This window comes from Novosphingobium cyanobacteriorum (assembly GCF_029436685.1).
Lineage (GTDB): Bacteria > Pseudomonadota > Alphaproteobacteria > Sphingomonadales > Sphingomonadaceae > Novosphingobium > Novosphingobium cyanobacteriorum.
In genome coordinates, this window is record NZ_JAROCY010000005.1 from 71,388 (window position 1) to 96,663 (window position 25,276).

Annotated in this window: 25 protein-coding genes; 16 read left to right on the plus strand and 9 right to left on the minus strand. The window is 66.5% G+C overall.

The annotated features are described in order from the left end of the window. Positions 1-2 precede the first annotated feature (2 nt). From POM99_RS06600 to POM99_RS06610, 3 genes are all read left to right on the plus strand, one after another. Positions 3-2,024 (plus strand): acetyl-CoA carboxylase biotin carboxylase subunit, encoded by a 2,022-nt coding sequence (locus POM99_RS06600; protein WP_277276064.1) that lies wholly within the window; start codon positions 3-5, stop codon positions 2,022-2,024. An 82-nt stretch (positions 2,025-2,106) separates the two neighbouring features. Continuing rightward, the gene (locus POM99_RS06605; protein ID WP_277276065.1) at positions 2,107-2,853 is read left to right on the plus strand and encodes an electron transfer flavoprotein subunit beta/FixA family protein; all 747 of its coding nucleotides are present in this window, start codon (positions 2,107-2,109) and stop codon (positions 2,851-2,853) included. Next, positions 2,853-3,785 (plus strand): electron transfer flavoprotein subunit alpha/FixB family protein, encoded by a 933-nt coding sequence (locus POM99_RS06610; RefSeq protein ID WP_277276066.1) that lies wholly within the window; start codon positions 2,853-2,855, stop codon positions 3,783-3,785. Before POM99_RS06605 ends, POM99_RS06610 begins: the two co-directional genes overlap by 1 nt. Before the next feature lie 119 nt (positions 3,786-3,904). On the opposite strand, the gene POM99_RS06615 is transcribed toward POM99_RS06610, so the two are convergent. Further along, positions 3,905-4,399, minus strand: a complete 495-nt coding sequence (locus POM99_RS06615; protein ID WP_277276067.1) for a GNAT family N-acetyltransferase — start codon at positions 4,397-4,399, stop codon at positions 3,905-3,907. Between the two features lie 49 nt (positions 4,400-4,448). On the opposite strand from POM99_RS06615, the gene POM99_RS06620 reads away from it, so the two are divergent. After that, positions 4,449-5,381: an isoaspartyl peptidase/L-asparaginase family protein gene (locus POM99_RS06620; protein ID WP_277276068.1), complete on the plus strand. Its 933-nt coding sequence runs from the start codon at positions 4,449-4,451 to the stop codon at positions 5,379-5,381. Between the two features lie 61 nt (positions 5,382-5,442). Here POM99_RS06620 and galE read toward each other — a convergent pair whose 3' ends face one another. Continuing rightward, positions 5,443-6,450 (minus strand): UDP-glucose 4-epimerase GalE, encoded by a 1,008-nt coding sequence (galE, locus tag POM99_RS06625; RefSeq protein WP_277276069.1) that lies wholly within the window; start codon positions 6,448-6,450, stop codon positions 5,443-5,445. Between the two features lie 190 nt (positions 6,451-6,640). On the opposite strand from galE, the gene POM99_RS06630 reads away from it, so the two are divergent. The 5 genes from POM99_RS06630 to POM99_RS06650 all read left to right on the plus strand — a co-directional run bounded on the left by POM99_RS06630 (position 6,641) and on the right by POM99_RS06650 (position 11,143). Continuing rightward, on the plus strand, positions 6,641-7,345 hold the full coding sequence (locus tag POM99_RS06630) for a DUF4136 domain-containing protein (protein WP_277276070.1): 705 nt from the start codon (positions 6,641-6,643) through the stop codon (positions 7,343-7,345). A 45-nt stretch (positions 7,346-7,390) separates the two neighbouring features. Then, positions 7,391-7,969, plus strand: a complete 579-nt coding sequence (locus tag POM99_RS06635; RefSeq protein WP_277276071.1) for a DUF4136 domain-containing protein — start codon at positions 7,391-7,393, stop codon at positions 7,967-7,969. Then, a complete protein-coding gene (locus POM99_RS06640; RefSeq protein WP_277276072.1) occupies positions 7,966-9,099 on the plus strand; it encodes a M14 family metallopeptidase in 1,134 nt (377 codons plus the stop codon). The genes POM99_RS06635 and POM99_RS06640 overlap by 4 nt, the downstream gene beginning before the upstream one ends. A gap of 106 nt (positions 9,100-9,205) precedes the next feature. Further along, a complete protein-coding gene (locus POM99_RS06645; RefSeq protein ID WP_277276073.1) occupies positions 9,206-9,328 on the plus strand; it encodes a hypothetical protein in 123 nt (40 codons plus the stop codon). Between the two features lie 129 nt (positions 9,329-9,457). Further along, entirely contained in the window at positions 9,458-11,143 is a 1,686-nt protein-coding gene (locus tag POM99_RS06650; RefSeq protein WP_277276074.1) for an Ivy family c-type lysozyme inhibitor, read from the plus strand. Positions 11,144-11,151: 8 nt separating this feature from the next. On the opposite strand, the gene arsC is transcribed toward POM99_RS06650, so the two are convergent. After that, positions 11,152-11,493 (minus strand): arsenate reductase (glutaredoxin), encoded by a 342-nt coding sequence (gene arsC / locus POM99_RS06655; protein WP_277276075.1) that lies wholly within the window; start codon positions 11,491-11,493, stop codon positions 11,152-11,154. 145 nt (positions 11,494-11,638) lie between these two features. Here arsC and POM99_RS06660 point away from each other — a divergent pair, with 145 nt between their 5' ends. Continuing rightward, the gene (locus POM99_RS06660) at positions 11,639-13,711 is read left to right on the plus strand and encodes a TonB-dependent receptor (protein ID WP_277276076.1); all 2,073 of its coding nucleotides are present in this window, start codon (positions 11,639-11,641) and stop codon (positions 13,709-13,711) included. A gap of 196 nt (positions 13,712-13,907) precedes the next feature. Here POM99_RS06660 and POM99_RS06665 read toward each other — a convergent pair whose 3' ends face one another. Continuing rightward, positions 13,908-14,417: a (2Fe-2S)-binding protein gene (locus POM99_RS06665; protein WP_277276077.1), complete on the minus strand. Its 510-nt coding sequence runs from the start codon at positions 14,415-14,417 to the stop codon at positions 13,908-13,910. Between the two features lie 34 nt (positions 14,418-14,451). Then, entirely contained in the window at positions 14,452-15,219 is a 768-nt protein-coding gene (locus POM99_RS06670; RefSeq protein ID WP_277276078.1) for a class II aldolase/adducin family protein, read from the minus strand. 30 nt (positions 15,220-15,249) lie between these two features. Here POM99_RS06670 and POM99_RS06675 point away from each other — a divergent pair, with 30 nt between their 5' ends. Both POM99_RS06675 and POM99_RS06680 read left to right on the plus strand, forming a co-directional pair. Then, entirely contained in the window at positions 15,250-15,885 is a 636-nt protein-coding gene (locus POM99_RS06675; RefSeq protein WP_277276079.1) for an SOS response-associated peptidase, read from the plus strand. A gap of 91 nt (positions 15,886-15,976) precedes the next feature. Continuing rightward, on the plus strand, positions 15,977-16,594 hold the full coding sequence (locus POM99_RS06680) for an energy transducer TonB (RefSeq protein ID WP_277276080.1): 618 nt from the start codon (positions 15,977-15,979) through the stop codon (positions 16,592-16,594). A 22-nt stretch (positions 16,595-16,616) separates the two neighbouring features. Here the strand turns inward: POM99_RS06680 and panC are convergent, their stop codons facing one another. Then, positions 16,617-17,468: a pantoate--beta-alanine ligase gene (panC, locus tag POM99_RS06685; RefSeq protein ID WP_277276081.1), complete on the minus strand. Its 852-nt coding sequence runs from the start codon at positions 17,466-17,468 to the stop codon at positions 16,617-16,619. A gap of 110 nt (positions 17,469-17,578) precedes the next feature. Here panC and POM99_RS06690 point away from each other — a divergent pair, with 110 nt between their 5' ends. The 3 genes from POM99_RS06690 (at position 17,579) to pgmG (ending at position 20,181) form a co-directional block, all read left to right on the plus strand. Continuing rightward, the gene (locus POM99_RS06690) at positions 17,579-18,397 is read left to right on the plus strand and encodes a division plane positioning ATPase MipZ (protein WP_277276082.1); all 819 of its coding nucleotides are present in this window, start codon (positions 17,579-17,581) and stop codon (positions 18,395-18,397) included. Beyond that, positions 18,394-18,705 carry a J domain-containing protein gene (locus POM99_RS06695; RefSeq protein WP_277276083.1) on the plus strand — a complete coding sequence of 104 codons (312 nt, stop codon included), beginning with the start codon at positions 18,394-18,396 and terminating at the stop codon, positions 18,703-18,705. Before POM99_RS06690 ends, POM99_RS06695 begins: the two co-directional genes overlap by 4 nt. Positions 18,706-18,777: 72 nt before the next feature. Next, positions 18,778-20,181 (plus strand): phosphoglucomutase/phosphomannomutase PgmG, encoded by a 1,404-nt coding sequence (gene pgmG, locus POM99_RS06700; RefSeq protein ID WP_277276084.1) that lies wholly within the window; start codon positions 18,778-18,780, stop codon positions 20,179-20,181. Between the two features lie 87 nt (positions 20,182-20,268). On the opposite strand, the gene POM99_RS06705 is transcribed toward pgmG, so the two are convergent. After that, the gene (locus POM99_RS06705) at positions 20,269-21,378 is read right to left on the minus strand and encodes a BON domain-containing protein (RefSeq protein ID WP_277276085.1); all 1,110 of its coding nucleotides are present in this window, start codon (positions 21,376-21,378) and stop codon (positions 20,269-20,271) included. A gap of 194 nt (positions 21,379-21,572) precedes the next feature. Between POM99_RS06705 and POM99_RS06710 the strand changes: the two genes are divergently transcribed. Further along, positions 21,573-24,014 (plus strand): ligase-associated DNA damage response DEXH box helicase, encoded by a 2,442-nt coding sequence (locus POM99_RS06710; protein WP_277276086.1) that lies wholly within the window; start codon positions 21,573-21,575, stop codon positions 24,012-24,014. A 149-nt stretch (positions 24,015-24,163) separates the two neighbouring features. On the opposite strand, the gene POM99_RS06715 is transcribed toward POM99_RS06710, so the two are convergent. Then, complete coding sequence (locus POM99_RS06715; RefSeq protein ID WP_277276087.1) at positions 24,164-24,595, minus strand: ExbD/TolR family protein; 432 nt, start codon at positions 24,593-24,595, stop codon at positions 24,164-24,166. A gap of 57 nt (positions 24,596-24,652) precedes the next feature. Continuing rightward, on the minus strand, positions 24,653-25,180 hold the full coding sequence (locus POM99_RS06720) for an ExbD/TolR family protein (protein WP_277276088.1): 528 nt from the start codon (positions 25,178-25,180) through the stop codon (positions 24,653-24,655). Positions 25,181-25,276 lie beyond the last annotated feature (96 nt).

The following is a 25,276-nucleotide window of genomic DNA, read 5'->3' on the forward strand; positions in this document are numbered from 1 at the left end:
GAATGTTCAAGAAAATCCTCATCGCCAACCGTGGCGAAATCGCCTGCCGCGTGATCAAGACCGCGCGTCGCATGGGCATCCAGACCGTCGCCGTCTATTCCGACGCCGACGCCCGCGCGCCTTTCGTGCAGATGGCGGACGAGGCCGTGCACATCGGCCCGTCGCCAGCCGCGCAGTCCTACCTGATCGCGGACAAGATCATCGCCGCGTGCAAGGCCACTGGGGCCGAGGCGGTCCATCCGGGCTACGGCTTCCTCTCCGAACGCACCTCCTTTGCCGAGGCGCTGGCCGCCGAGGGCATCGAGTTCATCGGGCCCCCCGTCGGCGCGATCGCCGCGATGGGTGACAAGATCGAATCGAAGAAGCTCGCCAAGGAAGCGGGCGTCAACGTCGTCCCCGGCTTCGTGGGCGAGATCGAGGACACCGAGCACGCCGTGCGCATCTCGAACGAGATCGGCTATCCGGTGATGATGAAGGCTTCCGCCGGCGGCGGCGGCAAGGGCATGCGCCTTGCCTACAACGAGAAGGACGTGCGCGAAGGCTTCGAGGCCGTGAAGCGCGAGGGTCTGAACTCGTTCGGCGACGACCGCGTGTTCATCGAGAAGTTCATCCTCAACCCGCGCCACATCGAGATCCAGATCCTCGGCGACAAGCACGGCAACATTCTCTACCTCAACGAACGCGAATGCTCGATCCAGCGTCGCCATCAGAAGGTGGTCGAAGAGGCGCCCTCGCCCTTCGTCACGGATAAGATGCGCAAGGCGATGGGCGAACAGTGCGTCGCGCTGGCCCGCGCGGTGGGCTATTACAGCGCCGGCACAGTCGAACTGATCGTCTCTGGCGCGGATCCGACGGGCGAATCGTTCTATTTCCTTGAAATGAACACCCGCCTGCAGGTGGAACACCCCGTCACCGAAGCGATCACCGGCGTGGACCTCGTCGAACAGATGATCCGCGTCGCCGCCGGTGAAAAGCTCGCCTTCGGGCAGGATGATGTGAAGATCGACGGCTGGGCCATCGAGAACCGCGTCTATGCCGAAGACCCCTATCGCGGCTTCCTGCCCTCCACCGGCCGCCTGGTGCGCTACCAGCCGCCCGTGGCCGGCTGGACCGACGACGGCGCCGAGAATGGCCGCCGTGGCATGGACGGCGTGCGCGTGGACGATGGCGTCTATGAAGGCGGCGAAGTCTCGATGTTCTATGACCCCATGATCGCCAAGCTGATCACCTGGGGCAAGACGCGCGACGAAGCGGCGGACAAGCAGATCGCCGCGCTGGATGCCTTCGAGATCGAAGGGCTGGGCCACAACATCGATTTCGTCAGTGCGATCATGCAGCACCCGCGCTTCCGCTCGGGCGAGCTGACCACCGGCTTCATTGCCGAGGAATATCCCGAGGGCTTCACCGGCGCCGCCCCGGCCGAAGGGCTGCATGAAAAGCTGGCGGCCATCGCCGGCTTCATCGCCACCGCCGAATCCGATCGCGCCCGCCGCATCGATGGCCAGCTCGGCGGGCGGCTCGAACCCGTGCACAAGTGGCAGGTCCTCGTCGATGGCGTGGACCACAAGGTCACGGTGGGCGAAAAGAAGGTGAAGGTGAATGGCGATCGCGTTGACCTGACCATGGCCTATCTGCCGGGCGAACGCTTCGTCCAGGCCGAAGTGGGTGACGACGTGCTGGGCGTGAAGCTGTCGCGCACCGCCACCGGATGGAAAATGACCACGCGCGGCCGCATTTTCACCGTGCAGGCCTTGCCGCGCCGGGTTGCCGCCTTGCGCGCGCACATGATCGAAAAGATCCCGCCGGATCTTTCTAAGTTTCTGATCTGCCCGATGCCGGGCCTGCTGGTTGCGCTCAACGTGGCCGAAGGCGATACCGTTGAAGCGGGCCAGCCGCTGGCGGTGGTCGAGGCGATGAAGATGGAAAACATCCTGCGCGCCGAAAAGGCAGGCAAGGTGAAGGCGGTCAATGCCAAGGCGGGTGAAAGCCTTGCCGTGGACGCCATCATCCTTGAGATGGAATGAGTCGCTCTCCCCGGAGGGCAGTTGACGTTAACGTAAGCGCAAAGTAAGCGCAGCGCTGAGAAACACGGAAAGGCTTGAGAAGATGAAAGCCCTGGTCTGCGTGAAGCGCGTGATCGATTACAACGTGAAGCCGCGGGTAAAGGCGGACGGCACGGGTGTTGATCTCGCCAACGTGAAGATGAGCATGAACCCGTTCGACGAGATCGCGGTCGAGGAAGCCATTCGCCTGAAGGAAAAGGGCGTGGTGACCGAGATCGTGGCGGTCTCTGTCGGCCCGGCCAAGGCGCAGGAAACGCTGCGCACGGCGCTGGCGATGGGCGCGGACCGCGCGATCCTCGTCCAGACCGATGACGAGGTGGAGCCGCTGGCGGTTGCCAAGATCGTCAAGGGCATTGCCGACGAGGAAGCGCCAGGCCTGATCATCACCGGCAAGCAGGCGATCGACGACGACAGCAACCAGGTCGGCCAGATGGTCGCCGCGCTGCTCGGCCGTCCGCAGGGCACTTTCGCCAACGAAGTTGCCGTCGAAGGCGATTCGGTCGTGGTGAAGCGTGAAGTCGATGGCGGTCTCGAAACGGTGAAGCTGGCGCTGCCGGCAGTGGTCACCACCGACCTGCGCCTCAACGAGCCGCGCTATGCCTCGCTGCCCAACATCATGAAGGCCAAGTCCAAGCCGCTCGCCACCAAGGCGCCGGCGGACTACGGCGTCGACACCGCGCCGCGGCTCAAGACGCTGAAGGTCTCCGAACCGCCGGTGCGCTCTGCCGGCGTGAAGGTGGCAGACGTGGACGCCCTCGTCGCCAAGCTCAAGGAACTGGGAGTAGCCTGATGTCGAAGGTTCTCGTTTGGGTCGAACACGACAACGCCTCCGTCAAGGACGCCACCCTCGCCGTCGTGACCGCCGCTGCAAAGCTGGGTGAAGTGACCGCATTGGTCGCCGGCTCGGGTTGCGAAGGCGCCGCCGCTGCTGCCGCGCAGATCGAAGGCGTGGCCAAGGTGCTCAAGGCCGACGATGCGTCGCTCGCCAACGCACTGGCTGAAAACGTCGCGCCGCTCGTGGCCTCGCTGATGGCGGATTATGACGCGTTCCTCGCGCCCGCCACCACCACCGGCAAGAACGTCGCCCCGCGCGTTGCCGCGCTGCTCGATGTGATGCAGGTGTCCGATATCCTCTCGGTTGAAGGTCCCAAGACCTTTACCCGTCCGATCTATGCCGGCAACGCCATCGCCACGGTCGAATCAACCGATGCCAAGCTGGTGATCACCGTGCGCGGCACCGCCTTCGCCAAGGCCGGTGCAATCGGCGGCAGCGCCGCAGTCGAGGCGGTTGGCGGTGCGGCCGATGCCGGCACCAGCAGCTTCGTCGGCTCGGAAATCGCCAAGAGCGAACGTCCCGAACTGACCTCGGCCAAGATCATCGTCTCGGGCGGCCGTGCGCTCAAGGATGCGGAAACCTTCGCCGCCACCATCACCCCGCTGGCTGACAAGCTGAACGCCGCGATCGGCGCCAGCCGCGCCGCGGTGGACGCAGGCTATGTGCCCAACGATTACCAGGTCGGCCAGACCGGCAAGATCGTGGCGCCGGAAGTCTACGTCGCGGTCGGCATCTCGGGCGCGATCCAGCACCTTGCCGGCATGAAGGACTCCAAGACCATCATCGCCATCAACAAGGACGAGGACGCCCCGATCTTCCAGGTGGCTGACATCGGCCTGGTGGGTGACCTGTTCAAGCTGGTGCCCGAGCTGACCGAAAAGCTCTGAGCATCCCACTCGACGCGATAAGAAAGGGGCTCCGCCAACGCGGGGCCCTTTTTCTTTGAAGCTATTCAAACAGCGTAGCCGTCCTGGAAGCTCGCCATGTCTCAAATGGGCAATGCGTCCTAAACTTCCGGCCCCTCCAGCCCCAGCCTCAGACACTGGCTGAAGTCGTCGGCCACATAGTCGCCAAAGGCCTCGCAGGCGGTGAAGCCGTGCTTGCGGTAGAGGCCCAGCGCGGGTTCGAAGGCGGGGCCGCGGCCGGTCTCGAGGCTGACGCGGGTATAGCCCCGGGCGCGGGCGATGGCGATGAGGTGGAGAAGCATGGCTTCGCCCACCCCGTGGCCCAGCCATTCGGGCGCGACGCGCATCGACTTGAGCTCGCCATGCCTGGCGTCGAGCTGCTTGATCGCACCCATGCCCGCCAGCGCGCCACGGACCCAGGCCGAATAGAAGGTGACGCCCGGCGCCCGCAGCCTGTCAACCGGCAGCGCGTGGACCTTGCAGGCCGGGGAACTGGCATGCATGCCCGAAAGGTGGATGGCGACAAGGGCCTGGATATCCTCGCCCGTCAGGTCGTCTTCGCGAATGTGCAGCCCATCCACCTTCTTGCCCGGCATGCATGCTCCCTTGCTGGCACGGTTCGTTTCATCTGCTATCGCTTTTGCCATGAGCGAGACAAGCGGGAAGCAGTGGGCCATCGCCATCCATGGCGGGGCAGGATCGATGAAGCGCGCCACGATGGATGACGCGGGCGTGGCCACGCACGAGGCGGCGCTGCACGCGGCGCTGGAAGCGGGTGCGGCGGTGCTGCGCGAAGGCGGCAGCGCGATGGACGCGGTGACCGCCAGCGTCGTGGCGCTGGAGGACGATCCGCTCTTCAACGCCGGGCGAGGCGCGGTGTTCACCTACCACGGCACCAACGAACTCGACGCCGCCGTGATGGACGGCGCCAGCCGCGCGGCGGGCGCGGTTGCGGGGGTGACGCACACCCGCAACCCGGTGAAGCTGGCACGCACGGTGATGGAGGCGGGGCCGCACGTATTCCTGGCCGGCGCGGGCGCGGAGGAGTTTGCGCGCGAGCATGGGGTGGAGCAGGTCGACCCGGACTGGTTCGCCACCGAGGAGCGCTGGCGGCAGCTGCAGGAGCTGAAGGCCAGGAAACTGGGCTGGTTCGACGACGGGCTGAAATACGGCACGGTGGGCGCGGTGGCCTGCGACGCGGCGGGCCATGTCGCCGCCGCCACCTCGACCGGCGGGCTGACCGGCAAGCGGTGGAACCGCATCGGCGATTCGCCGGTGATCGGCGCAGGCACTTATGCCGACGACCGCGCCGGGGCGGTGAGCTGCACCGGATCGGGCGAACAGTTCATGCGCGTGGGTGTGGCCCACGAGATCTGTGCCCGGATGCGGCTGGGCGGTGAAAGCGCGCAGGGGGCGGCCGACGCGGTGCTGGCCGAAGTGGGCGCGATGCGCGGCGTGGGCGGGGTGATCGTGGTGACGCCTGCGGGCGAAACGGTGTTCGCCCACACCACGCCGGGGATGTTCAGGGGCCGGGCAGACAGCACCGGCCTGTGCGAGGTGGGGATCTTCGGAGAATAGGCGCAGGCGGGTGCGGCCCAGGAATGGCCGGATGGCCTTTCCGCCCCCGCCAGCTGCCCCGTCACCCTTGCCCGCGGATCTCAGAAAGCTTGCGCTCCCATGCCAGTGCATGGGTCACGATCGTCTCGAGGTTGTCGTACTGCGGCACCCACGGCACCGTCGCCTTGATGCGGCGGTTGTCGGAGATCAGCGAATCGGGATCGCCCGCGCGGCGCGGGCCCATTTCGCGCACGATCTTCAGGTTGGTCACCCGGTCCACCGCATCCAGCACTTCCAGCACCGAGAAGCCCCGGCCATAGCCGCAGTTCATCGTCAGCGAGCGTTCCGGCTGGTCGATCAGCCCTTCCAGCGCCAGCACATGCGCGTTGGCGAGGTCCGACACATGGATATAGTCGCGCACGCCGGTGCCATCGGGCGTGTCGTAATCGGTGCCGAACACGCTGACATGGCTGCGCTTGCCCAGCGCGGCCTCCACCGCCACCTTGATCAGGTGCGTGGCGCCGGCGGTCGATTGCCCGGTGCGGGCCTGCGGGTCAGCGCCGGCCACATTGAAATAGCGCAGCGCGCAGAAGTTGATCGGATGCGCCCGCGCCGTGTCCGCCAGCATCGTCTCGGTCATCAGCTTCGACATGCCATAGGGATTGATCGGCTGCTTGGGGCTGTCCTCGGTCACCGGCGAAACCTCGGGGATGCCGTATGTCGCCGCGGTGGAGCTGAAAATGAAGTGCTTCACCCCGCCCGTCACCGCCGCCTCGATCAACGCGCGGCTCTTGGCGGTGTTGTTGTGATAGTACTTCAGCGGATTTTCGACCGATTCGGGTACGATGATCGAACCGGCGAAGTGCATGATCGCGCCAATGCCCTGTTCGGCAATGATCCGCGCCACCAGCGCGCCGTCCTCGATATCGCCTTCGTACAGCGGCACGCCTTCGGGAATGGCGAAGCGGAAGCCGGTGGTCAGGTTGTCGATCACCGCCACCTTCCAGCCAGCATCCTTGAGCGCGAGCACGGCATGGCTGCCGATGTATCCCGCGCCGCCGGTCACCAGGACAGGAACCTTGTCACCCATGCGAATCACCTCGTTTACCCTCGTCTCTTCGCACTAGCAGCATGGGCCGTGCAGGGAATCCCCGTTTCATCCGTTCAGCATGGTGACAGCGCATCGGGCCTAGCGCCCGAAGCGGGATCGCATCACACTCCGGCCGGAAAGGCGCCTGCACATGAACCGGGTCCGCACTCTTGCAATCCTTCTGCCCCTGATGGCGATCTGCGCCCCCGCACTGGCGCAATCGATGGATGGTTGGGGCCGCGAAAGCTGGCGCGGCGGGCGCGGCGGCTGGGGTGAGGAGCGGCGTGAGGAGCGGGTGGAGCGCGGGCGCGTGCAGCCGTCGAAAAAGATCGACATCGAAACCTTCCGCGCGGCGGACGCGGGCGCTGCGCTGGGCCAGGGGCGCGTGGTCGTTTCGGCTGCGCAAGGGGCCGAGGCGGAATGGAAGCTGCCCGTCTATGAAGCCGCCGTTGTCGACCAGCTGGCCCGCCACGGCTATGACACCGCCACCGCTGCCGATCCGGGGCAGGTGGTGCAGGTGGCCGTGAGCCACCACACCGTGGTGCCCGAAGAAGCGCCGCACAGGCCGGTTTCAGGCGCGGTGAGCACCACGGTGAGCAATCGCGGCACCGGCTTCGGCATGGCGCTGGCGGTGGATCTGAGCAAGCCGGCCAAGGCCATCGTCTCCACCCGGCTTGACGTGCGCATCCGCGACAAGGCCAGTGGCCGGGTGCTGTGGGAAGGGCACGCACAGGGCCAGTCGCGCGAGGACGATGCGGGACTCGACAACGGCGCGGTCGCCAACCGCCTCGCCGCCGCGCTGTTCGCCCGCTTTCCCGATGGGCAGAGCGTGACCCCGCTCGAATCGGGCCCGCTCGATGCGCCTGCCGCGCCGCCGGCACCGGCGGCCGAATAACCGATGTTATTGCACGGGGCATGCGGTCAGGCGCATAAGCGCGGGATGCGTCATTGCCTCATCGCTCTCGCCCTTCTCTCGACCCCCGCCTTTGCGAAGCCGGTGGAGGTCACCCGGTTCCACACGCCCGAAACGCTGGCCAGCGTGCGCACCGGCGCGGCGGCGGTCGTGCCCGCGGCGGGCATGGATTCGCAAAGCCTGGAGACCGGCACCTGGCTCTCTGCGGTGCAGAAGGAAGTGGCGCTGCTCGGGTTTGGTGAATCGACGCCCGGCGCGGCGGACCGCGTGGTGGAAGTGCGGGTGGAGCGCGAGACACTGACCAGCGAACGCACGCGCAACCCGGTCTCGGTCGGCGTTGGCGGATCGACCGGCGGATGGAACAGCGGCGTCGGGCTCGGGCTCGGCTTCAGCTTTGGCGGCGGGCCAAAGCAGCGCACGTATACGCGGCTGTCGGTGACCATCCGTGATCGCCTGAGCGGCAAGGCGCTGTGGGAGGGTCGTGCGGAAAACACCGAATCCGCCAAGGACGCGCGCGCGTCGGTGCAGCAGGCGGCCCCGCGCCTTGCCCACGCTCTCTTCGCGGGCTTCCCCGGCAGGTCGGGTGAGACTATCGTGGTCAAATGACCATCGCCATCGACGCCGCGTTTGACAGCGGCAACATCGAAGTCCTCGGCATCGAGGGCCGCACCGCCACCCTGCGCATCCGCAAGGACCACCAGTCCGATTTCTTCCAGTGGTTCCACTTCCGCGTGGCGGGCGCGGCGGGCCAGCCGCTGACCCTGCGGATCACCGGGCTTGGCGGTTCGGCCTATCCCGATGGCTGGCCCAATTATCGCGCTGTGGTTTCCGAGGATCGCGAGTTCTGGGCGCGGGCGGAAACCAGCTATGACCGGGCGGAGGATAGCGGCACGCTGACCATCCGCCACACCCCCGAAGGCGGGTTGTGCCACTTCGCCTATTTCGCGCCCTATTCGCTGGAGCGGCACTTCGACCTGGTGGCGCAGGCGGCACAGAACCCCGGCGTGACGCACCGCGTGCTGGGCCACAGCCTTGATGGGCGGGCGATCGACTGCCTGATGCTGGGCGAAGGGCCGGTGCAGGTCTGGCTCTATGCCCGCCAGCATCCCGGCGAATCGATGGCCGAATGGTGGATGGAAGGCGCGCTGGACCTGCTGACCGACCCGGCCGATCCGCACGGCCGCGCGCTGCGCAAGCGCTGCACGTTCAACGTGGTGCCCAATGCCAACCCGGATGGTTCGGCGCGCGGCCACCTGCGCACCAATGCCGCGGGCGTGAACCTCAACCGCGAATGGCACGAACCCACGCCGGAACGTTCTCCCGAAGTGCTCGCCATCCGCAACGCGATGGACGCAACCGGCGTCCACTTCGCCATGGACGTCCACGGGGACGAGGCGATTCCCCACGTGTTCCTTGCCGGGTTCGAAGGCATCCCTTCATGGACCGAGGCGCAGGGCGTGGGATACCGCCGCTATCGCGCCATCCTGGAACGCCGCACCCCCGATTTCCAGACCCGCCGCGGCTATCCCGAGGCGCGTCCCGGCACCGCCAACCTGACCATGTCCACCAACCAGGTAGCCGAACGCTTCGGTGCAGTGGCGATGACGCTGGAGATGCCGTTCAAGGACAACGACGACCTGCCCTGCGCCATCCAGGGGTGGAGCCCGGAGCGCAGCAAGCTGCTGGCGCGGGACTGCATGGCGGCGCTTTACGAGTGGCTGGTCGAGCGGGGTTGATCCCCGCTCAATCCGTCTCAACCCGTTTCCACCCCCTTTCAGTCGTTTTCAACCGCCCTCAGCCCCCTTTACCGGGCGTTAAGAGTCACGGGCGCAGAAGCAGGGAATGATCCAAGCGCTGCGCCCCGTTGTCCTGCCCGTTTTGCCATTGGCCGAGATCGTGCGGACGGGAATCGTGCTGGCCTGCGCGCTGTCGCTGATCATGGCCGGTCGCGCCTTCCCGTTCTGACGCCCCGGCGTTCTCCCATCCGCAGAAACACGTAACCTGCGCCACACGCGGCGTGCAAGTTTCATGGTTAATCCGTTCCTGCCGCGTTTCGCGCGGCGCAGGGGCAACAGGGTTCGGATTTCCGGGGCAATGGCACGCAAACCGCAGGGCAACACGGCAACCAAGCCGGTCCGCAAGCGCACGACGAAGACGCAGCTCGCCCCGCCGAGCGCGGCTGCGCTGGGCATCGACGACCTGATGGGCGAATTCGCCTCGACCACCACCGCCCCCGCACCAGGTGCGGATCTGGACGACCTGCTGGCCGAACTTTCAGCCCCCGAACCGACCCCAGCCCAATCCCCTGCCCCGCTGGGCGTGGCGGTGACCGAGCTGGACGACATCCTGGCCGAGCTGCCCGCCGCACCGCCAGCCGCCCCCGCCACACCTGCAACACCTGCCGCAAGCATCGATCTTGATGACCTGCTGGGCGAAATCCTCGACCCGCCCCCTGCGCCGGAACCCGCGGTGGTGGTGGACCCGCTCGACGACATCCTGGGCGAACTTGCCCCCGCCCCGCCCCCGACGGTCGATCCCCTTGACGATATCCTGGGCGAGCTGGTGCCCGCAGCGCCGCCGACGGTCGATCCGCTCGACGATATCCTTGGCGAGCTGACGCCTGCGCCCGCTCCCGCCCCTGCCCCCGCCCCCGCAGCGCCACCGGAGATCGATCCGCTGGACGATATCCTGGGCGAGCTTCCCGCGCCGCCTGCCGAACCCGATCCGCTGGATGATCTGCTCGGCGAGATCGCGCCGCCGCCTGCCCCGGTGGCAAAAGTTGCCGATCCGCCGCCACCCGCTGCGGAGCCGGTGGACGAGATCGAAGAAGCGCCACCTGAAGTGGTGGATGCGCCTGCAGTCATCGACGTGTCCGAACCGGAGGCGGAGCAACCCGCCCCGAAGAAGGAGCGCAAGAAGCGCTCGCTGCCAAAGATCGCGCTGCCCCGGCTTGCGCTGCCCGGTGGCGTACCGGCCATCGCCGGGCTGGCCGCGCTGCTGCTGGGCAGCAACGCGCTGTCCTACTGGATGGGCACGCTGGTCCATACGGTGGAAGCCTCCCCCGCCGCGCACGAAAGCGCCGCGCCCGAGCCCGAGGGCATCATGCGCTATGTGGGCGAAGGGATGGATTTCCGCATCGAGGACAAGACCATCTTCGAAAGCGAGGAGTTCAAGGACGCGGTCGACGAGCTGGTTGGCGGGCCGGAAGTTTCCGCGCGCATCGACAGCATGCTTGATCGCGTGCGCGCGACAGGACCGATCACCCGCACCGGCGCACGGATCCTGGTGCGCGCCTGCAATCCCGAAACCTGCGGGCAGGAAAACTTCGTGGCCGAATACGACACCGCCAACAAGCGCGTGTCGATCTGCATCACCCAGCCTTACGTGAATCCCGAGACGGGCATGCCCACGGCCGCTTCGTCATGGATCTATGACGAAGAGGGATCGCGCGAGATTCCGGCCTGCGAAGGCTTTCCCCATCCGCCCCCACCCCCGCGCGGACTGGCGGCGCAGACCATGGGCGAAGGCGGCGAGGCGGAAGAGACGCCAGATCCCGAAGGCGGCGTTTCCGCCGTGGGCGGGCTGCAGGAAGGCGCTTCGGCCGAGGAAATCGTGGCGCGCATCCATGCCCGCCTGAACCGGGCAGGACAAAGCGCCCCGGCCGAAGCCAGGCATACGGCCGGGCACAGTGGCGATGGCAAGGTGGCTGCCGCAAAGGCGACCGCGGCAAAGGCGGCGGCGGCGGCGCATGATGCCGAGGCCGCCCACGCCGGGCACTAGCCCCCCGATCAGAGGATTTCGAGCACCAGTTCCTTGGGCCGGCACAGGCGCACACCCTTGTCGGTTTCCACCAGCGGGCGCTCGATCAGCTTCGGTTCCGTCGCCATGGCGGCCAGCACCGTGGCGTCGTCCGCCTGCGGCAGGCCGCGTTCCTGGGCATCGGTGCCGCGCAGGCGCAGGCCCTGCTGCGGCGTGATGCCCGCATCGCGATAGAGCTGCGCCAGCTTTTCAGCCGTGGGCGGGGTCTTCAGGTATTCGACCACGGTCACCTCGGCGCCCGCCTGCTGCAGCATTGCCAGAGTGTTGCGCGAGGTGCCGCAGGCGGGGTTGTGCCAGATCATTGCTTTCATTGCCGTTCTCCGCAGATTCCGTGCCCCGTGCTCTAGAGTTGTTTCCACTGGCGTGGAAGCGGCGGCGCTTGTTGCGATTAATTCGCAATCTCCCTTGCTATTGAAAACGACTCGCATTAACGGGGGCAGCGAAAGGGGAATTTCCATGATCCGTATCGCCGCCCTGCTTGCCGGAACCGCCATGCTGGCGCCCTCGCACGCCTTTGCCGAGGAAGCCGCCGATGCCGAGGGCCGGGTGACGATCGTGGTGACGGGCAAGGCGGTGGGATACCGCCCCGAAGACGCCAACGCGGTGAAGACCCCCACCCCGCTGGTCGACGTGCCACAGACGGTGACGGTGCTGACGCGTGAGCAGCTGGACGACCAGGCGGTGACGCAGCTTGGCGACGCGCTGCGCTATGTGCCAGGCGTGGTGCTGGGCCAGGGCGAAGGCCACCGCGACCAGGTGACGCTGCGCGGGCAGAACACCACCGCCGACTTCTACCTCGACGGGCTGCGCGACGACACGCAGTACTACCGCTCGCTCTACAACATCGAGCGCGTGGAAGTGCTGAAGGGCGCCAACGCGCTGCTGTTTGGCCGGGGCGGCGGCGGCGGCGTGATCAACCGCGTGAGCAAGACGCCTGACCTCGGCAAGAGCATGGCGTCCGCCGTCGGCAGCGTGGACAGCTTCGGCGCGTGGAGCATTGCGGGCGACGTGAACCAGCCGCTGTCCGAGATGATCGGCACGCGCCTGAACGCCACCTACGAAGAGTTCAACAACCACCGGCAGGACTTCGACGGGCGCTTCATCGGCGTGAACCCCACGCTGGCGCTTGAGGCCGGGCCGGATACGCGGATCGAGCTGTCCTACAACTATGATGACGACAGCCGCACCACCGATCGCGGCGTGCCTTCGATCAACGGTGGCCCGCTGAAAGAATACGACAACACCTTCTTCGGGTCCGATGCGCTGAACCTGGCCAAGGTGAAGGCGCATATCGCGCAGGCGCGGCTGGACCAGCAGCTGGCCGACAACCTGACCTTCAACGTGATCGGGCAGTACAGCCACACCGACAAGTACTATGGCAACCTCTTCGCCGGCGCTGCGGTGAACCCGGCAAACAACACCGTGACCTTGAGCGGATACAGCAGCGCCACGGTGCGCGAGAGCTGGATCGGGCAGGCGAACCTGGTGTGGGAAGGCCAGACCGGCGGCATCGGCCACACCCTGCTCGCCGGGTTCGAAGCTTCGAAGCAGGATACCGACGGCCTGCGCTTCGATGCGGTGTTTCCTGCAGGTTCAACCGTTACGCTGGCACAGCGGCTGACCATCCCCACCGCCACCTTCACCGCCAACCGCCGCGCCACCGTGAGCAGCGTCGACACGCTTTCCGCCTATATCCAGGACCAGATCGAGCTGGCGCCGTTCCTGCAGATCGTGGGCGGGGTGCGCTATGACCGCTTCAGCATCGATGGCGCGGTGAACGGCACGGGCGCATCGCGCACCGACAACAAGTGGTCTCCGCGCGGCGGCATCATCCTCAAGCCGCGCAAGGAGATGTCGTTCTACGCCAGCTATACCCGCAGCTTCCTGCCGCAGTCGGGCGACCAGTTCGGATCGCTGGACGCCACGCAGGCGACGCTCGATCCCGAGCAGTTCGAGAACGTGGAAGCCGGCTTCAAGTGGGACGTGAACCCCGCGCTGGCGCTGACCGGCGCGATCTACCGCCTCACGCGCGACAACACGCGCTTCACCGACGACAGTGGCAACGTACAGCAATCCGGACGGACCCGTGCGCAGGGCGTCGAGTTCTCTCTCGCTGGGCGAATCATGGCCAATTGGCAGGCGAGCCTGGGCCTGGCGTTGCAGGAGGGAGAGGTCCGCTCGGCGATCACCAGCGGCGGTACGAAAATTCCTGCCGGAAGCACGCTGGCCCAGCTGCCGCACATGCAGGCTTCGGCGTGGACGCGCTATGACTTTACCAAGCGGTTCGGCCTCGGGCTGGGGCTGACGCATCAGTCTTCGATGTACACCACGATCAGCAACAAAGTGCGCCTGCCCGCCTTCACCCGCGTGGATGCAGCGGCGTTCTATGACCTGTCTGACAGGATCGCGTTGCAGCTGAATGTCGAGAACCTGTTCGACACCGACTATTTCCCCTCGGCCCACACCGACAACAACATCACCACGGGCAAGCCGCTGAATGCGCGGCTGACGATCCGGGCGAAGTTCTGAGAGCTTCAGGAGTATTGTTTCTCGCAGAGGCGCGGAGGGAAAAGAGACCGCAGGGATGTTATGACCTGATTGCTCAGGCAGGCCCTTCACGGGCAAGCGCGCCATCGGGTGGAGGGCCTTCGGCCCGCAGAAAGCGCTCTGCGGCCTCCCCTTCTTCTCTGCGAACTCTGCGAGCACCCCATGGGCGCTATGCAAGTTAAAGACCCGGCGCGGTCGATGTGGCGGGGGCGGGCATGGGAAGGCCGCGTTCCTCGCCGCGCAGGATACGGCCGGCGCGCTGGATGGCGCGGATCAGGCGGGGATAGACGCCGCAGCGGCAGATGTTGGTGAGCGCGGCGGCGATGTCCGCCTCGGTGGGATTGGCGTTGCGCGCCAGCAGGGCGGCGGCGTTCATCACCAGCCCCGGCGTGCAGAACCCGCACTGGATCGCCTGTTCCGCCACCAGCGCCTGCTGCACCGGGTGGGTGCGATCGGGCGAAAGGCCTTCGATCGTGGTCACGCTGCGCCCCTCGGCCTCGCCCAGCGAGAGCGTGCAGCTGGGCATGGCCTGCCCGTCGACGATGACCATGCAGGCGCCGCATTCGCCGGTGCCGCAGCCGTACTTCGTGCCGGTGAGGTTCGCCGCATCGCGGACCGCCCACAGCAGGGGCGTATCGTCTTCCAGGCGGAATTCGAGCGGCTGGTTGTTGACGGTCAGGCGGGCCATGGTGCGCCCGCTCTAGCCCGGCGGTGTCTGCCGCTCAATCCCGCCAGCTGCGGTCGATCTTGTCGATGCGGCGGGTCCATGCGGCAAAGTCTCCCATGCCGGGGCCGCCGCCGGGCGGGGTCGCTTCCTTCAGGTCGCGCTGGTGCACGGCGATCACCTCTTCGGGCACGAACCTGGGCGGGCGGCCCATGGAAAGCGTGGCCATCTGGATCTCGCAGGCGCGCTGCAGCGCCCATTGCTGCAGGAACATGCCTTCCAGCGTGGGCGCCATCACCACCGGGCCATGGTTGCGCAGCATCAGGATGTTCTTGTTTCCCAGGTTCTTGAGCAGGCGTTCGCCCTCTTCCGCGCGCACGGTGACACCTTCGAAATCATGATACGCGACGCGGCCGATGAAGTTGCAGGCATAGAAGTTGATCGGCAGCAGCCCCTCCTCGAGGCTGCATACCGCCATCGTCGCCGTGGTGTGGACATGGCAGATGGCGTGCGCCCAGTGCAGGTGGCGGTGGAAATAGCCGTGCTGGGTGAAGCCGGCCTTGTTCACCGCGTGGGGGCTGCCGTCCAGCTTGTTGCCGTCGATGTCGATCTTCACCAGGTTGCTGGCGCAGACTTCGCTGTAGAGCAGGCCGAAGGGATTGATCAGGAAGGCGTTCTCTTCATCGGGCACGCGCAGCGAAATGTGGTTGTAGACCGATTCGGACCATCCCATCAGGTCAAAGATGCGATAGCATGCGGCCAGTTTCTGCCGCGCCTGCCATTCGGCGTCGCTGCATTCGATATTGGGGCGCATGCTGGTGGCCATGGCGTGCTCTCCGAAAGGCTTCGCGTTTCTATGTGCAACTTGTATCGCATGACCGGCAACGCGCAAGCAATCGCGCAGCTGTTTGCCGCGGATACCGCAGGGCGCAACCTGCCGCCGTTTCACGAGATCTTCCCAGACCAGATGGCCCCGGTGGTGGTGGCTCAGGACGGCGCGCGGCGGCTGGACATGATGCGCTGGGGCTGGCCGCCGTTTGGGCAGGTGAAGCGGCCGGTGACCAATATCCGCAATCTCGATTCGCCGATGTGGCGCGGGGCGCTGGCCGATCCGGCGCGGCGCTGCCTGGTGCCGGTGACCGAGTTTTCCGAATGGTCGCTGACCCCCGATCCCGCCACCGGGCGCAAGCGCAAGCACTGGTTCACGATGCGCGATGCGCCGCTGTTCGCCTTCGCCGGGCTGTGGCGACCGACACCCGAGGGTGCGCGCTTCGCGTTCCTGACCTGCGAGGCGAACATGACGGTGGGGGCGGTGCATCCCAAGGCGATGCCGGTGATGCTGCGGCCCGGTGCGGATTGCGACCGCTGGCTTTCCGCGCCGCTGGAACGGGCCGCCGCGCTGCAATGCCCCTTTCCCGATGCCGAGATGCACGAAGTTGCGCCCGATGATTCGCCGCAGGAGGAAACCTCGGCGCAGGGCAAGCTGCTGTAATTCGGTGATATGGATGTGACATGAAAATGTAACACTGGCGTACTTCGGCCCATTGGGCGTATTCTCTCCGCCCGCGAGAGGAGAGAACGCCATGCCCCTGCTGCTGCCCGCTCTTGCTGCCGCCACCGCGCTTGCCACGCCCGGCATGGCCCAGTCAGACCTGCCCGGGCTGGTCACGGCCGAGGAATACCCCGCCGAAGCGCTGACCACGGGCAAGTCCGCCGCGGCCACGATCGAAATCCGCGTCGATCCCTATGGCCGTCCCATCGGCTGTCGCGTGGCGGCGGTGGTGGGTGATGCCTCACTCGGCAACAGCATCTGCGAGATCGCCATGCGCAAGCGCTACTTCGCCGCCCGCCTGCTGGATGGCGCGCCCGCGCATGCGCAGGTGACCACCACGGTGCGGCTGTGGGTTCCCGGCAGCCCCGATGCCGACAAGGTGGCGGCGGTTCAGCCCGGCCCTGACTACGACGTGCGCGTCGCCCCTGCCGCCGATACCCCGCCACTGACCGACGTGCGCATGGTGCTGCAGGTCAGCCGGAAGGGCGCGGTGACGCAATGCGGCGCGAAGGACGAATCCCAGGCCGATCTCGCCCGGGCAATTTGCAAGGCGCGGACGATCTTTCGCACCGGCCCCTTGCAGGACGAGCGCGGCCAGCCGGTGCCCTATGTGACCGAAGCCACCGTGCGCATCCACGCCGGGGCGTGATCCGCCTGTAGATCGGCCAGCCTCAGGCCGGCATGTTGTCGATCAACCGCGCCGATCCGATGCGCGCCGCCACCAACAGCCGCGCCGCCCGGCCATCGAGCCGGTCCATCGCTTCCAGCGTCGCCGCATCGCGCAGGTCCGCATAATCGACGCTGGCAAAGCCCCCGGCGATGATCTCGGCGGTCAGCCCGGCCAGCACCGGCCCCGCCACCTCGCCCTGCTGCAGTTGCGCGATGGCATGGCGCATGGCGCGCGAGAGCGAAGCGGCCTGTGCGCGCTGCGCTGCGGTCAGGTACTGGTTGCGGCTGCTCATCGCCAGCCCGTCGGCCTCGCGCACCGTGGGCACGCCCACGATCGCATCGGCATGGGGTGCCACCAGATCGAGATCGCGCGCCATGCGGCGGATGATGGCCAGCTGCTGCCAATCCTTTTCCCCGAACACCGCGATATCCGGGCGAACCTGGTTGAACAGCTTGCCCACCACCGTGGCCACGCCATCGAAGTGCCCCGGCCGCGCCGCGCCACACAGCACCGCATCCAGCCCGCCGACCGAAACCGTGGTGGCGAACCCCGAAGGATACATCACATCCACCGTCGGTGCCCACAGCAGGTCCACGCCTTCCGCCTCCAGCAGCGCGGCATCCTGCGCCAGCCGGCGCGGATAGGCATCGAGGTCCTCGCCCGGTGCGAACTGCAGCGGATTGACGAAGATCGATACCGCCACATGGTCGGCCCGCGCCTTCGCCTCGCGCACCAGTGTCAGGTGCCCTTCGTGCAGCGCGCCCATGGTGGGGACGAGCGCGAGGGTTTTTCCCCCGGATTTGAACCCATCCACCGCATTGCGCAGCGCATCAAGGCGAGAGATGGTTTGCACGGCGCAAGCCGCTCCTTTAAGCCAATGTCAGGACAAGGGCCCGCCCCTAGCCCCCGATCCCCCGGGCATCAAGCGCTCGGTTAAAGCAACGCGTTGAGAGAGAAAGCCCTGTGTCGACCGGACCACACCGCATCGTCTTCGCCAACGAAAAGGGCGGCACCGGCAAATCGACCACGGCGGTCCACGTCGCCGTGGCTCTGGCATACCAGGGCGCGCGCGTTGCCGCGATCGATCTCGATTCCCGCCAGCGCACGCTGCACCGCTATTTCGAGAACCGTGCCGAAACCATGAAGCGGCGCCAAATCGCGCTGCCCAGCGCCAGCTTCGGCGTCTATGGGCATGACAGCATCGAGGCGCTGGACGAACTGACCGAGCAGCTGGGCCAGGGGCACGACTTCATCGTGTTCGACACCCCCGGCCGCGACGATCCGCTGGCCCGCCATGTCGCCACCCGCGCCGATACGCTGGTCACCCCGCTGAACGACAGTTTCGTCGATTTTGACCTGATCGGACAAGTGGATGCCGAAACCTTCAAGGTGCGCCGCCTGTCGTTCTATGCCGAGTTGATCTGGGAAGCGCGCAAGAAGCGGGCGATGGCCACGATCAAGGATGCGCGGCGAGAGATGGACTGGGTCGTGGTGCGCAACCGCACCGGCTATACCGAAGCGCGCAACCAGCGGCGCATCGACCAGGCGCTGACAGAGCTTTCAAAGCGCGTGGGTTTCCGCATCGCCAGCGGCCTTTCGGAACGCGTGATCTATCGCGAGCTGTTTCCCAGCGGCCTCACCCTGCTGGACAAGGGGCACCTTGGCGAACTCGGCACCAGTCACCTCGTCGCGCGGCAGGAACTGCGCACGCTGGTGGCCGGCCTGAACCTGCCGGTGCCAACGTCCGGATCGGGCCAGCTTGCGCTTGAAGGAGCGGCATGATCCTGAAACTGCTGGAACTTGCGCTGCTGGCCAGCCTCGCCGTCCGCCTGCTTACGGGCAAGTGGCCGTGGGAACTGTTTCGCTCCGATGCCCGTTCGGTCGCGGAGCAACGTGCGCGCAACCTTCTGGGGGTAGCTCCGGCTGCCGGGCGTGACGAAATCGTCGATGCCCACCGCAAGCTTATCGCACGGGTCCACCCGGACAGGGGCGGTACGTCCGAAGCGGTGCACGAAGCCAATGCCGCGCGGGATATCCTGCTCGCGCGACTGGGAGAGAAAAGCCGCAGCGCCACAAGCCGCGGCGCCTGAAGGGCAGATCAGCCGAGCCGGCGCGCGCCCAACGCGTTCCGGCCCCTTGCATAACGAAGGACCTGTTCCGCGATGACCCACACGTTCCACCCCACCGTGCTGCGCGAATACGATATCCGCGGCGTGATCGGCGAAACGCTTGGCCCCGACGATGCCCGCGCCATTGGCCGCGGCTTCGGCACCCGCATCGCACGTGCGGGCGGCAAGAAGGTGGCCGTCGGCTATGACGGCCGCGTCAGCTCGCCCGTGCTGGAACACGCATTGGTGGAAGGATTGAACGCCAGCGGGATCGACGTGGTGCGGATCGGCCTCGGCCCTACGCCGATGCTGTACTACGCAGCGGCTTCAATGCCAGAAGTGGATGGCGGCATACAGATAACTGGCAGCCACAATCCCGCCAATTACAATGGCTTCAAGATGGTATTTCAGGGGCGTCCGTTCTTCGGTCCAGACATACTCGATCTCGGCGTCCTCGCCGGAAGCGGTGACTGGGAATCCGGCAACGGCACATCCGAATCCGTCGACATCATGGACGAGTACGTCGCCCGCCTGGTGAAGGGCCTGGACGGCATCGCCCCGGCCGAACTCGAAGGCCTGTCCATCGCGTGGGATGCCGGCAACGGCGCCGCCGGCCCGGTCGTGGAAAAGCTCACCGCGCTGCTGCCCGGAAAGCACACCCTGCTGTTTACCGAAGTCGACGGGCATTTTCCAAACCACCATCCTGATCCGACGGAAGAGAAAAACCTTGTCGATCTGCGGGAAGCTGTCGCTTCCGGAAACCTCGACTTCGGAATTGCTTTTGACGGCGATGGTGACCGGATCGGTGCCATCGATGGCGAAGGCCGCATCATCTGGGGCGATCAGCTGCTGATGATCTATGCCGAGGATTTGCTGAAAATCGTTCCGGGCCAGACCATTATTGCCGACGTTAAGGCCAGCCGGGCCCTGTTTGACCGGGTCAGCGAACTGGGTGGCACGCCGCTGATGTGGAAGACCGGGCACTCCCTGATCAAATCCAAAATGAAGGAAACGGGCAGCCCCTTGGCCGGTGAAATGAGCGGCCACGTCTTCTTCGCGCACGAATATTACGGTTTTGACGATGCGCTTTATGCTGCGATTCGGCTGATTGCCGCGTCCGTGCGCCTCGGCAAGTCCGTAACAGCCCTGCGTGGCGCGATGCCGGCGATGATCAACACGCCCGAACTGCGCTTTCAGGTGGATGAAAGCCGCAAGTTCGCGGTGATCGATGAAGTGAAGGCGCGCCTGCAGGCCGATGGGGCCGAAGTGAACGACACCGACGGCGCGCGCGTCAACACGCCCGATGGCTGGTGGCTGCTGCGCGCATCCAACACGCAGGACGTGCTGGTGGCGCGTGCCGAAAGCTACTCGGAAGAAGGCCTGGAGCGGCTGATGACGCAGATCGACGCCCAGCTTGAGGCTTCCGGGCTGGAGCGCGGCCCGCAGGCCGGCCACTGATCGCAAACAGGAAGGCGCCCCGCCGATCCGGCGGGGCACCAACCCATGGGGCCGTGGATTGGGGGCAACGGCCCCGTGGTTGAGGGTTTACGCCCGCCCGCCAGTGGTGCTGCCGGACGTTGTGCTGCCGGACTGCGCGCCATCGGCCGTCTTGCCGGTGCGGTTCGCATCGCTGCGAGACTGCAGCTCGCTCTGATAGCCCGGCTCACCCGTGGTGGCAGGCACGCCTGACTGGCTGCCGGGCAGCGCGGTCTGGCCCAGCGGCGATGGCGATGATGAACCGGCGCCCATCGTATTGCCCGTGGTGGAGGCACGATCGCCACCGGTCACCCGCAGGTTGTTCTGCACGTGCTTCACCCCGGAAACGCGTTCCACGCATTCCTCGGCGCGGTGCTTTTCCTGCCGGCTCGGCACACTGCCGTTCAATGTCACCTCACCATCGTTCACCGTCACGCTGATGCTGCGGGCGTCGACCCGCCAATCATCGGTCAGGCGGTCGTTGGCATCCTCACGGATACGCTCGTCAGACCGGGTGTAATCCGAAGGCCCCTTCCCGGCATGATCCTGCTCACGGCGGCGGGCGGCGTCCTCGTCGCCCCACCAGCTCATCACTTCGTCGGTGGCGCGTTCGATGAAGCCGCGCTGGTTGTCGTCGCGGGCATAGCCTTCGCCGGGCTGGTAGGAGCCACCCATCTGGCGATCGCCCCACTGGCGGTTGTCGCGCTGCACGGTCTGCCCGCCGCTGCCGCCACCATAGGCCGAATAGCCTCGCGATCCGCTGTTTCCACGATCCCAGGCATGGCTGCCCGACCCGAAATCGCCGACACCAAAGTAGTCGCCGGTCTGCGATGCAGCGCCGTAACCGCCGCGATAGTCGCCGGTATAACCGGCGCTGGTCCTCATCGAGGTCTCACGGCTCCGGTCGGTCTCCCGGCCATAGCGATTGCGGTCGGTGTTGCCGATCGACCAGTCGTCGCGGGACTGGCTGTGGCCGCGATAGTCGCGGTTGCCGTAGTCACTGCGGCTCTCGTCCGCGCGCTCATTGCTCTGGTAGTCCCGGCCTTCGCCGCGCCAGGCCGGCCGTTGCTCGCCGGACCGATCGTGGCCATAGCGTTCGCGGTAGTCCCGGCTGCGATGGTACCCATCTCTGTCAAAGCGATCCCTGTCGAAGCGGTCCCGATCGTTGCGGTCGTCCATGGCTCTCTCCTTGTACTGGAAAATGCGGGGAATTGTATGGGGGCGCGCCGACGGGGAGGAAGATCCCGCCGGCGCTCGTGCAATCAACGGAGCAGCCCAGGTCGGGGTCCGGATGCCTGTCGCGGGGCTGGGGCGTCTGGTCGTGCCCCATACGGCGGGTGCGTTCCGCCGCCTTGCGCGTTACACCACACGCGATGATCGACCCTGCCCTCCCTGCCGAGATCGAAGACTGGTTCGCCGGGCGGGGCTGGCGTGCAAGGCGGCACCAGCTGGGCATGCTCGCCGCCGCGCGGGCGGGAAAGCACGCCCTGCTGGTGGCCGATACCGGGGCGGGCAAGACTCTGGCGGGATTCCTGCCGACTCTGGCCGATTTCGCGCCTTCGCTGCTGCATGGCGCCGCCGCCCCCGAAGGCCTGCACACGCTCTATGTCTCCCCGCTGAAGGCGCTGGCGCATGATGTGCAGCGCAACCTGCTGACCCCGATCGAGGACATCGGCCTGCCGATCCGGGTGGAGACGCGCAGTGGCGATACCCCGTCTGACCGCAAGGCGCGGCAGCGCGCCCGCCCGCCGCATGTGCTGCTGACAACCCCCGAATCGCTTTCGCTGCTGCTCAGCTATCCCGAAAGCACGGAGCTGTTCGCCACGTTGAAGCGCGTGGTGATCGACGAAGTGCATGCCTTTGCCACCGGCAAGCGTGGGGACCTGCTGGCGCTTTCGCTGGCGCGGCTGCAGGCCTTGGCCCCCGCCATGCAGCGTGCCGCGCTTTCCGCCACCGTGGCCGATCCCGAGGCGTTTCGCGGCTGGCTGGCGCCGTGGGGGGATGTTGACAGCGTTGCGCTGGTCGAAGGCGAGCCCGGCGCCCCGCCCGAGGTGGAGCTGCTGCTGCCGCAGGAGGAGCGCGTGCCGTGGGGCGGTCATGCCGCCGCCTGGGCCGTGCCGCAGATCTATGACCTGATCCGCGCCAACCGCACCACACTGGTCTTCACCAATACCCGCTTCCTGGCGGAGTACATCTTCCAGCTGCTGTGGGACGTGAATGACGACAAGCTGCCGATCGGCATCCACCACGGCTCGCTGTCGAAGGAGGCGCGGCGCAAGGTCGAGGGCGCGATGGCCCGGGGCGAACTGCGGGCACTGGTCTGCACCGCCAGCCTCGATCTGGGCGTGGATTGGGGCGATATCGACCTGGTGGTGCAGATGGGCGCGCCGAAGGGTTCATCGCGCCTGCTGCAACGGATCGGGCGCGCCAACCACCGGCTCGACATGCCTTCGCGCGCGCTGCTGGTGCCGGGCAACCGCTTCGAATTCCTTGAGGCGATGGCGGCCAAGGACGCGGTGGACGAAGGGCGGCGCGATGGCGAGGACTTCCGCCCCGGCGCGCTCGACGTGCTGGCGCAGCACGTGATGGCCTGCGCCTGCGCCGGGCCGTTCGAGGAGAAGGCGCTGCTGGCCGAAGTGCGCTCCTCGCTCGCCTACAGCTGGCTGGACGAAGCCGGGTGGACTCGGGTGCTGGAGTTCGTGGCGACGGGTGGCTACTCGCTGCGCGCCTATGACCGGTTCCGGCGGATCGTGCGCGACAAGGCGGGCGTGTGGCGGCTGGCGCACCCGGAGCAGGCGGCGCGGCACCGGCTGAATGCCGGGATCATTGTCGATGCCGAAATGCTGGAAGTGCGTTTCCGCAACGGGCGTTCGCTGGGCAAGGTGGAGGAGAACTTCGGCGCATCGCTGCGGCCGGGCGATACCTTCCGGTTCGCCGGGCTGGACCTTGAAGTGGAGGGCGTTCGCGATCTGGAACTCGTTGTGAAGGCTGCAAAATCCGCCGGGCAGATTCCCAGTTACATGGGCGCCCGCATGCCGTTGACCACCCATCTGGCAGACCGGGTGCAGGCGATGCTGGCCGATCGTGCGGGCTGGGCACGCTTTCCCGACGATGTGCGGGAATGGCTTGAGGTGCAGGACTGGCGAAGCCGCCTGCCGCAGCCGGGCGAGCTGCTGGTGGAGAGCTTCCCGCATCGCGAGAAGCATTACAGCGTGCTCTATACCTTCGAGGGGTGGAACGCGAACCAGTCCCTGGGCATGCTGATCACCCGGCGCATGGCGGATGCCGGCCTTTCCCCGATGGGCTTTGTCGCCAATGACTATTCATTGGGGGTATGGGGCCTGCGGCGGATCGAGGATCCAGCGCGGCTGCTTTCGCCCGAGATCCTGACCCACGAGTTCGTGGAATGGGTGCAGGATTCCTACCTTCTGCGCCGCGCCTTCCGCGAAGTGGCGGTGATCGGCGGACTGGTGGAGCGCCAGCATCCGGGCAAGCGCAAGAGCGGGCGGCAGGTCACCTTCTCCACCGATCTGATCTATGACGTGCTGCGCAAGCATGAGCCCGACCACCTGCTGATCGAGGCGGCCTGGGCGGATGCGCGGACGCGGATGACCGACCTTGCGCGGCTGGCCGATGTGCTGGAGCGGGCGCAGCGGCGGCTGGTGCATGTGGAGCTGGACCGGGTGACGCCGCTGGCGGTGCCGGTGATGGTGATGATCGGGCGCGAAACGCTGCCCGCCGGCGCGGCCGACGACGAGCTGCTGGCCGAGGCGGAAGGGCTGGCGGCGGCTGCGATGCGGCCTTCGGACGCGTGAATTGACAGGGGGTTGAAACGGATTGAGAGGGGGTTGAGATCGACTGAGAGCGGTTGAGACCGCATTTTCAGGGGTTGAGCGGCACGAAAAAAGGGGCGGTCTGCACCGCCCCTTTTTCCTGCCATCAATGGCCCTTGCGGATCAGACGATCACTTGCCGAAGACGGCGTAGTTCTCGTTGCCGACGAAGCCGAACTTGCTGACCTTCGAATCGGTGATGATCTTCAGGACGTAGTTCGCCATTTCGTAGTTCGCATAGGCATCGGGCTGGAACTGCAGTTCCGGCTCCGGCTTCATCGACTTCGTTGCCTTCAGCAGCGACTGGAGGTTGCCGGGCGTGATCGCCGAGCCGTTCCAGACGATCTGGTTCTGGGCGGTGAGGCCCAGCTTGTTCTTCACCGGATCGATCTTCACGTCGTTCTTCGGAGGCGTCGCCTGCGGAAGATTCACGTTCACCGAGTGGGTGGCAACGGGGATGGTGATGATGAACATGATGAGGAGAACGAGCATGACGTCGATCAACGGCGTCGTGTTCATTTCCATCATCGGCGAGCCGTCGTCCTTGCCGCCGCTCATTGCCATGGGGAGTACTCCTGTTCGATCGTCGGTCGCCGGGCGTGTCTCAGCCCGGCGCCTGGCTCAGCCGTTCGGGTCCACCGGGGTGGAGATGAAGCCTACCTTGGGATAGCCGGCGATCTGCACGTTGTAGATCGCACCGGCCACGCAACGCCACGGCACGTGCACGTCACCGCGGATGTGGACTTCGGGGATCTTGTCCGGGTCCATGTTCGTGGCGCCGCCTTCACGCTTCACGATCGCGTCGAGACGATCGAAAGCCTGCTTGGCGAGTTCGGTGTTGTCCACCGGCGTGATGTTGTTGAGGTAGACGCGGCATTCGCCGTTGGGCGAGGAGCCTTCATACCCCGGCTGGCCGGGGCTGCGGCCGGCGGCATCGGTCGAAACCACGGCCAGCAGCAGGTTTTCCACCTTGTCCTGCGTCTCTTCAGAAGCGAGGACGGGGACCTTCAGCTTTTCGATGGTCTGGATCGCAACCGGGACCGCGATGAGGAAGATGATCAGCAGCACGAGCATCACGTCCACGAGCGGCGTGGTATTGATGTCCGACATCGGGCGTTCTTCTCCGCCGCCGCCTACAGACATTGCCATTGGTTACATCCTATCCGATCTGAGCCGCGGGAGGGCCGGGGAGCAGGGAATTCCATTCCCCGGCAAAGACCCGCGTTTCCGGAAACCGGGACCGAC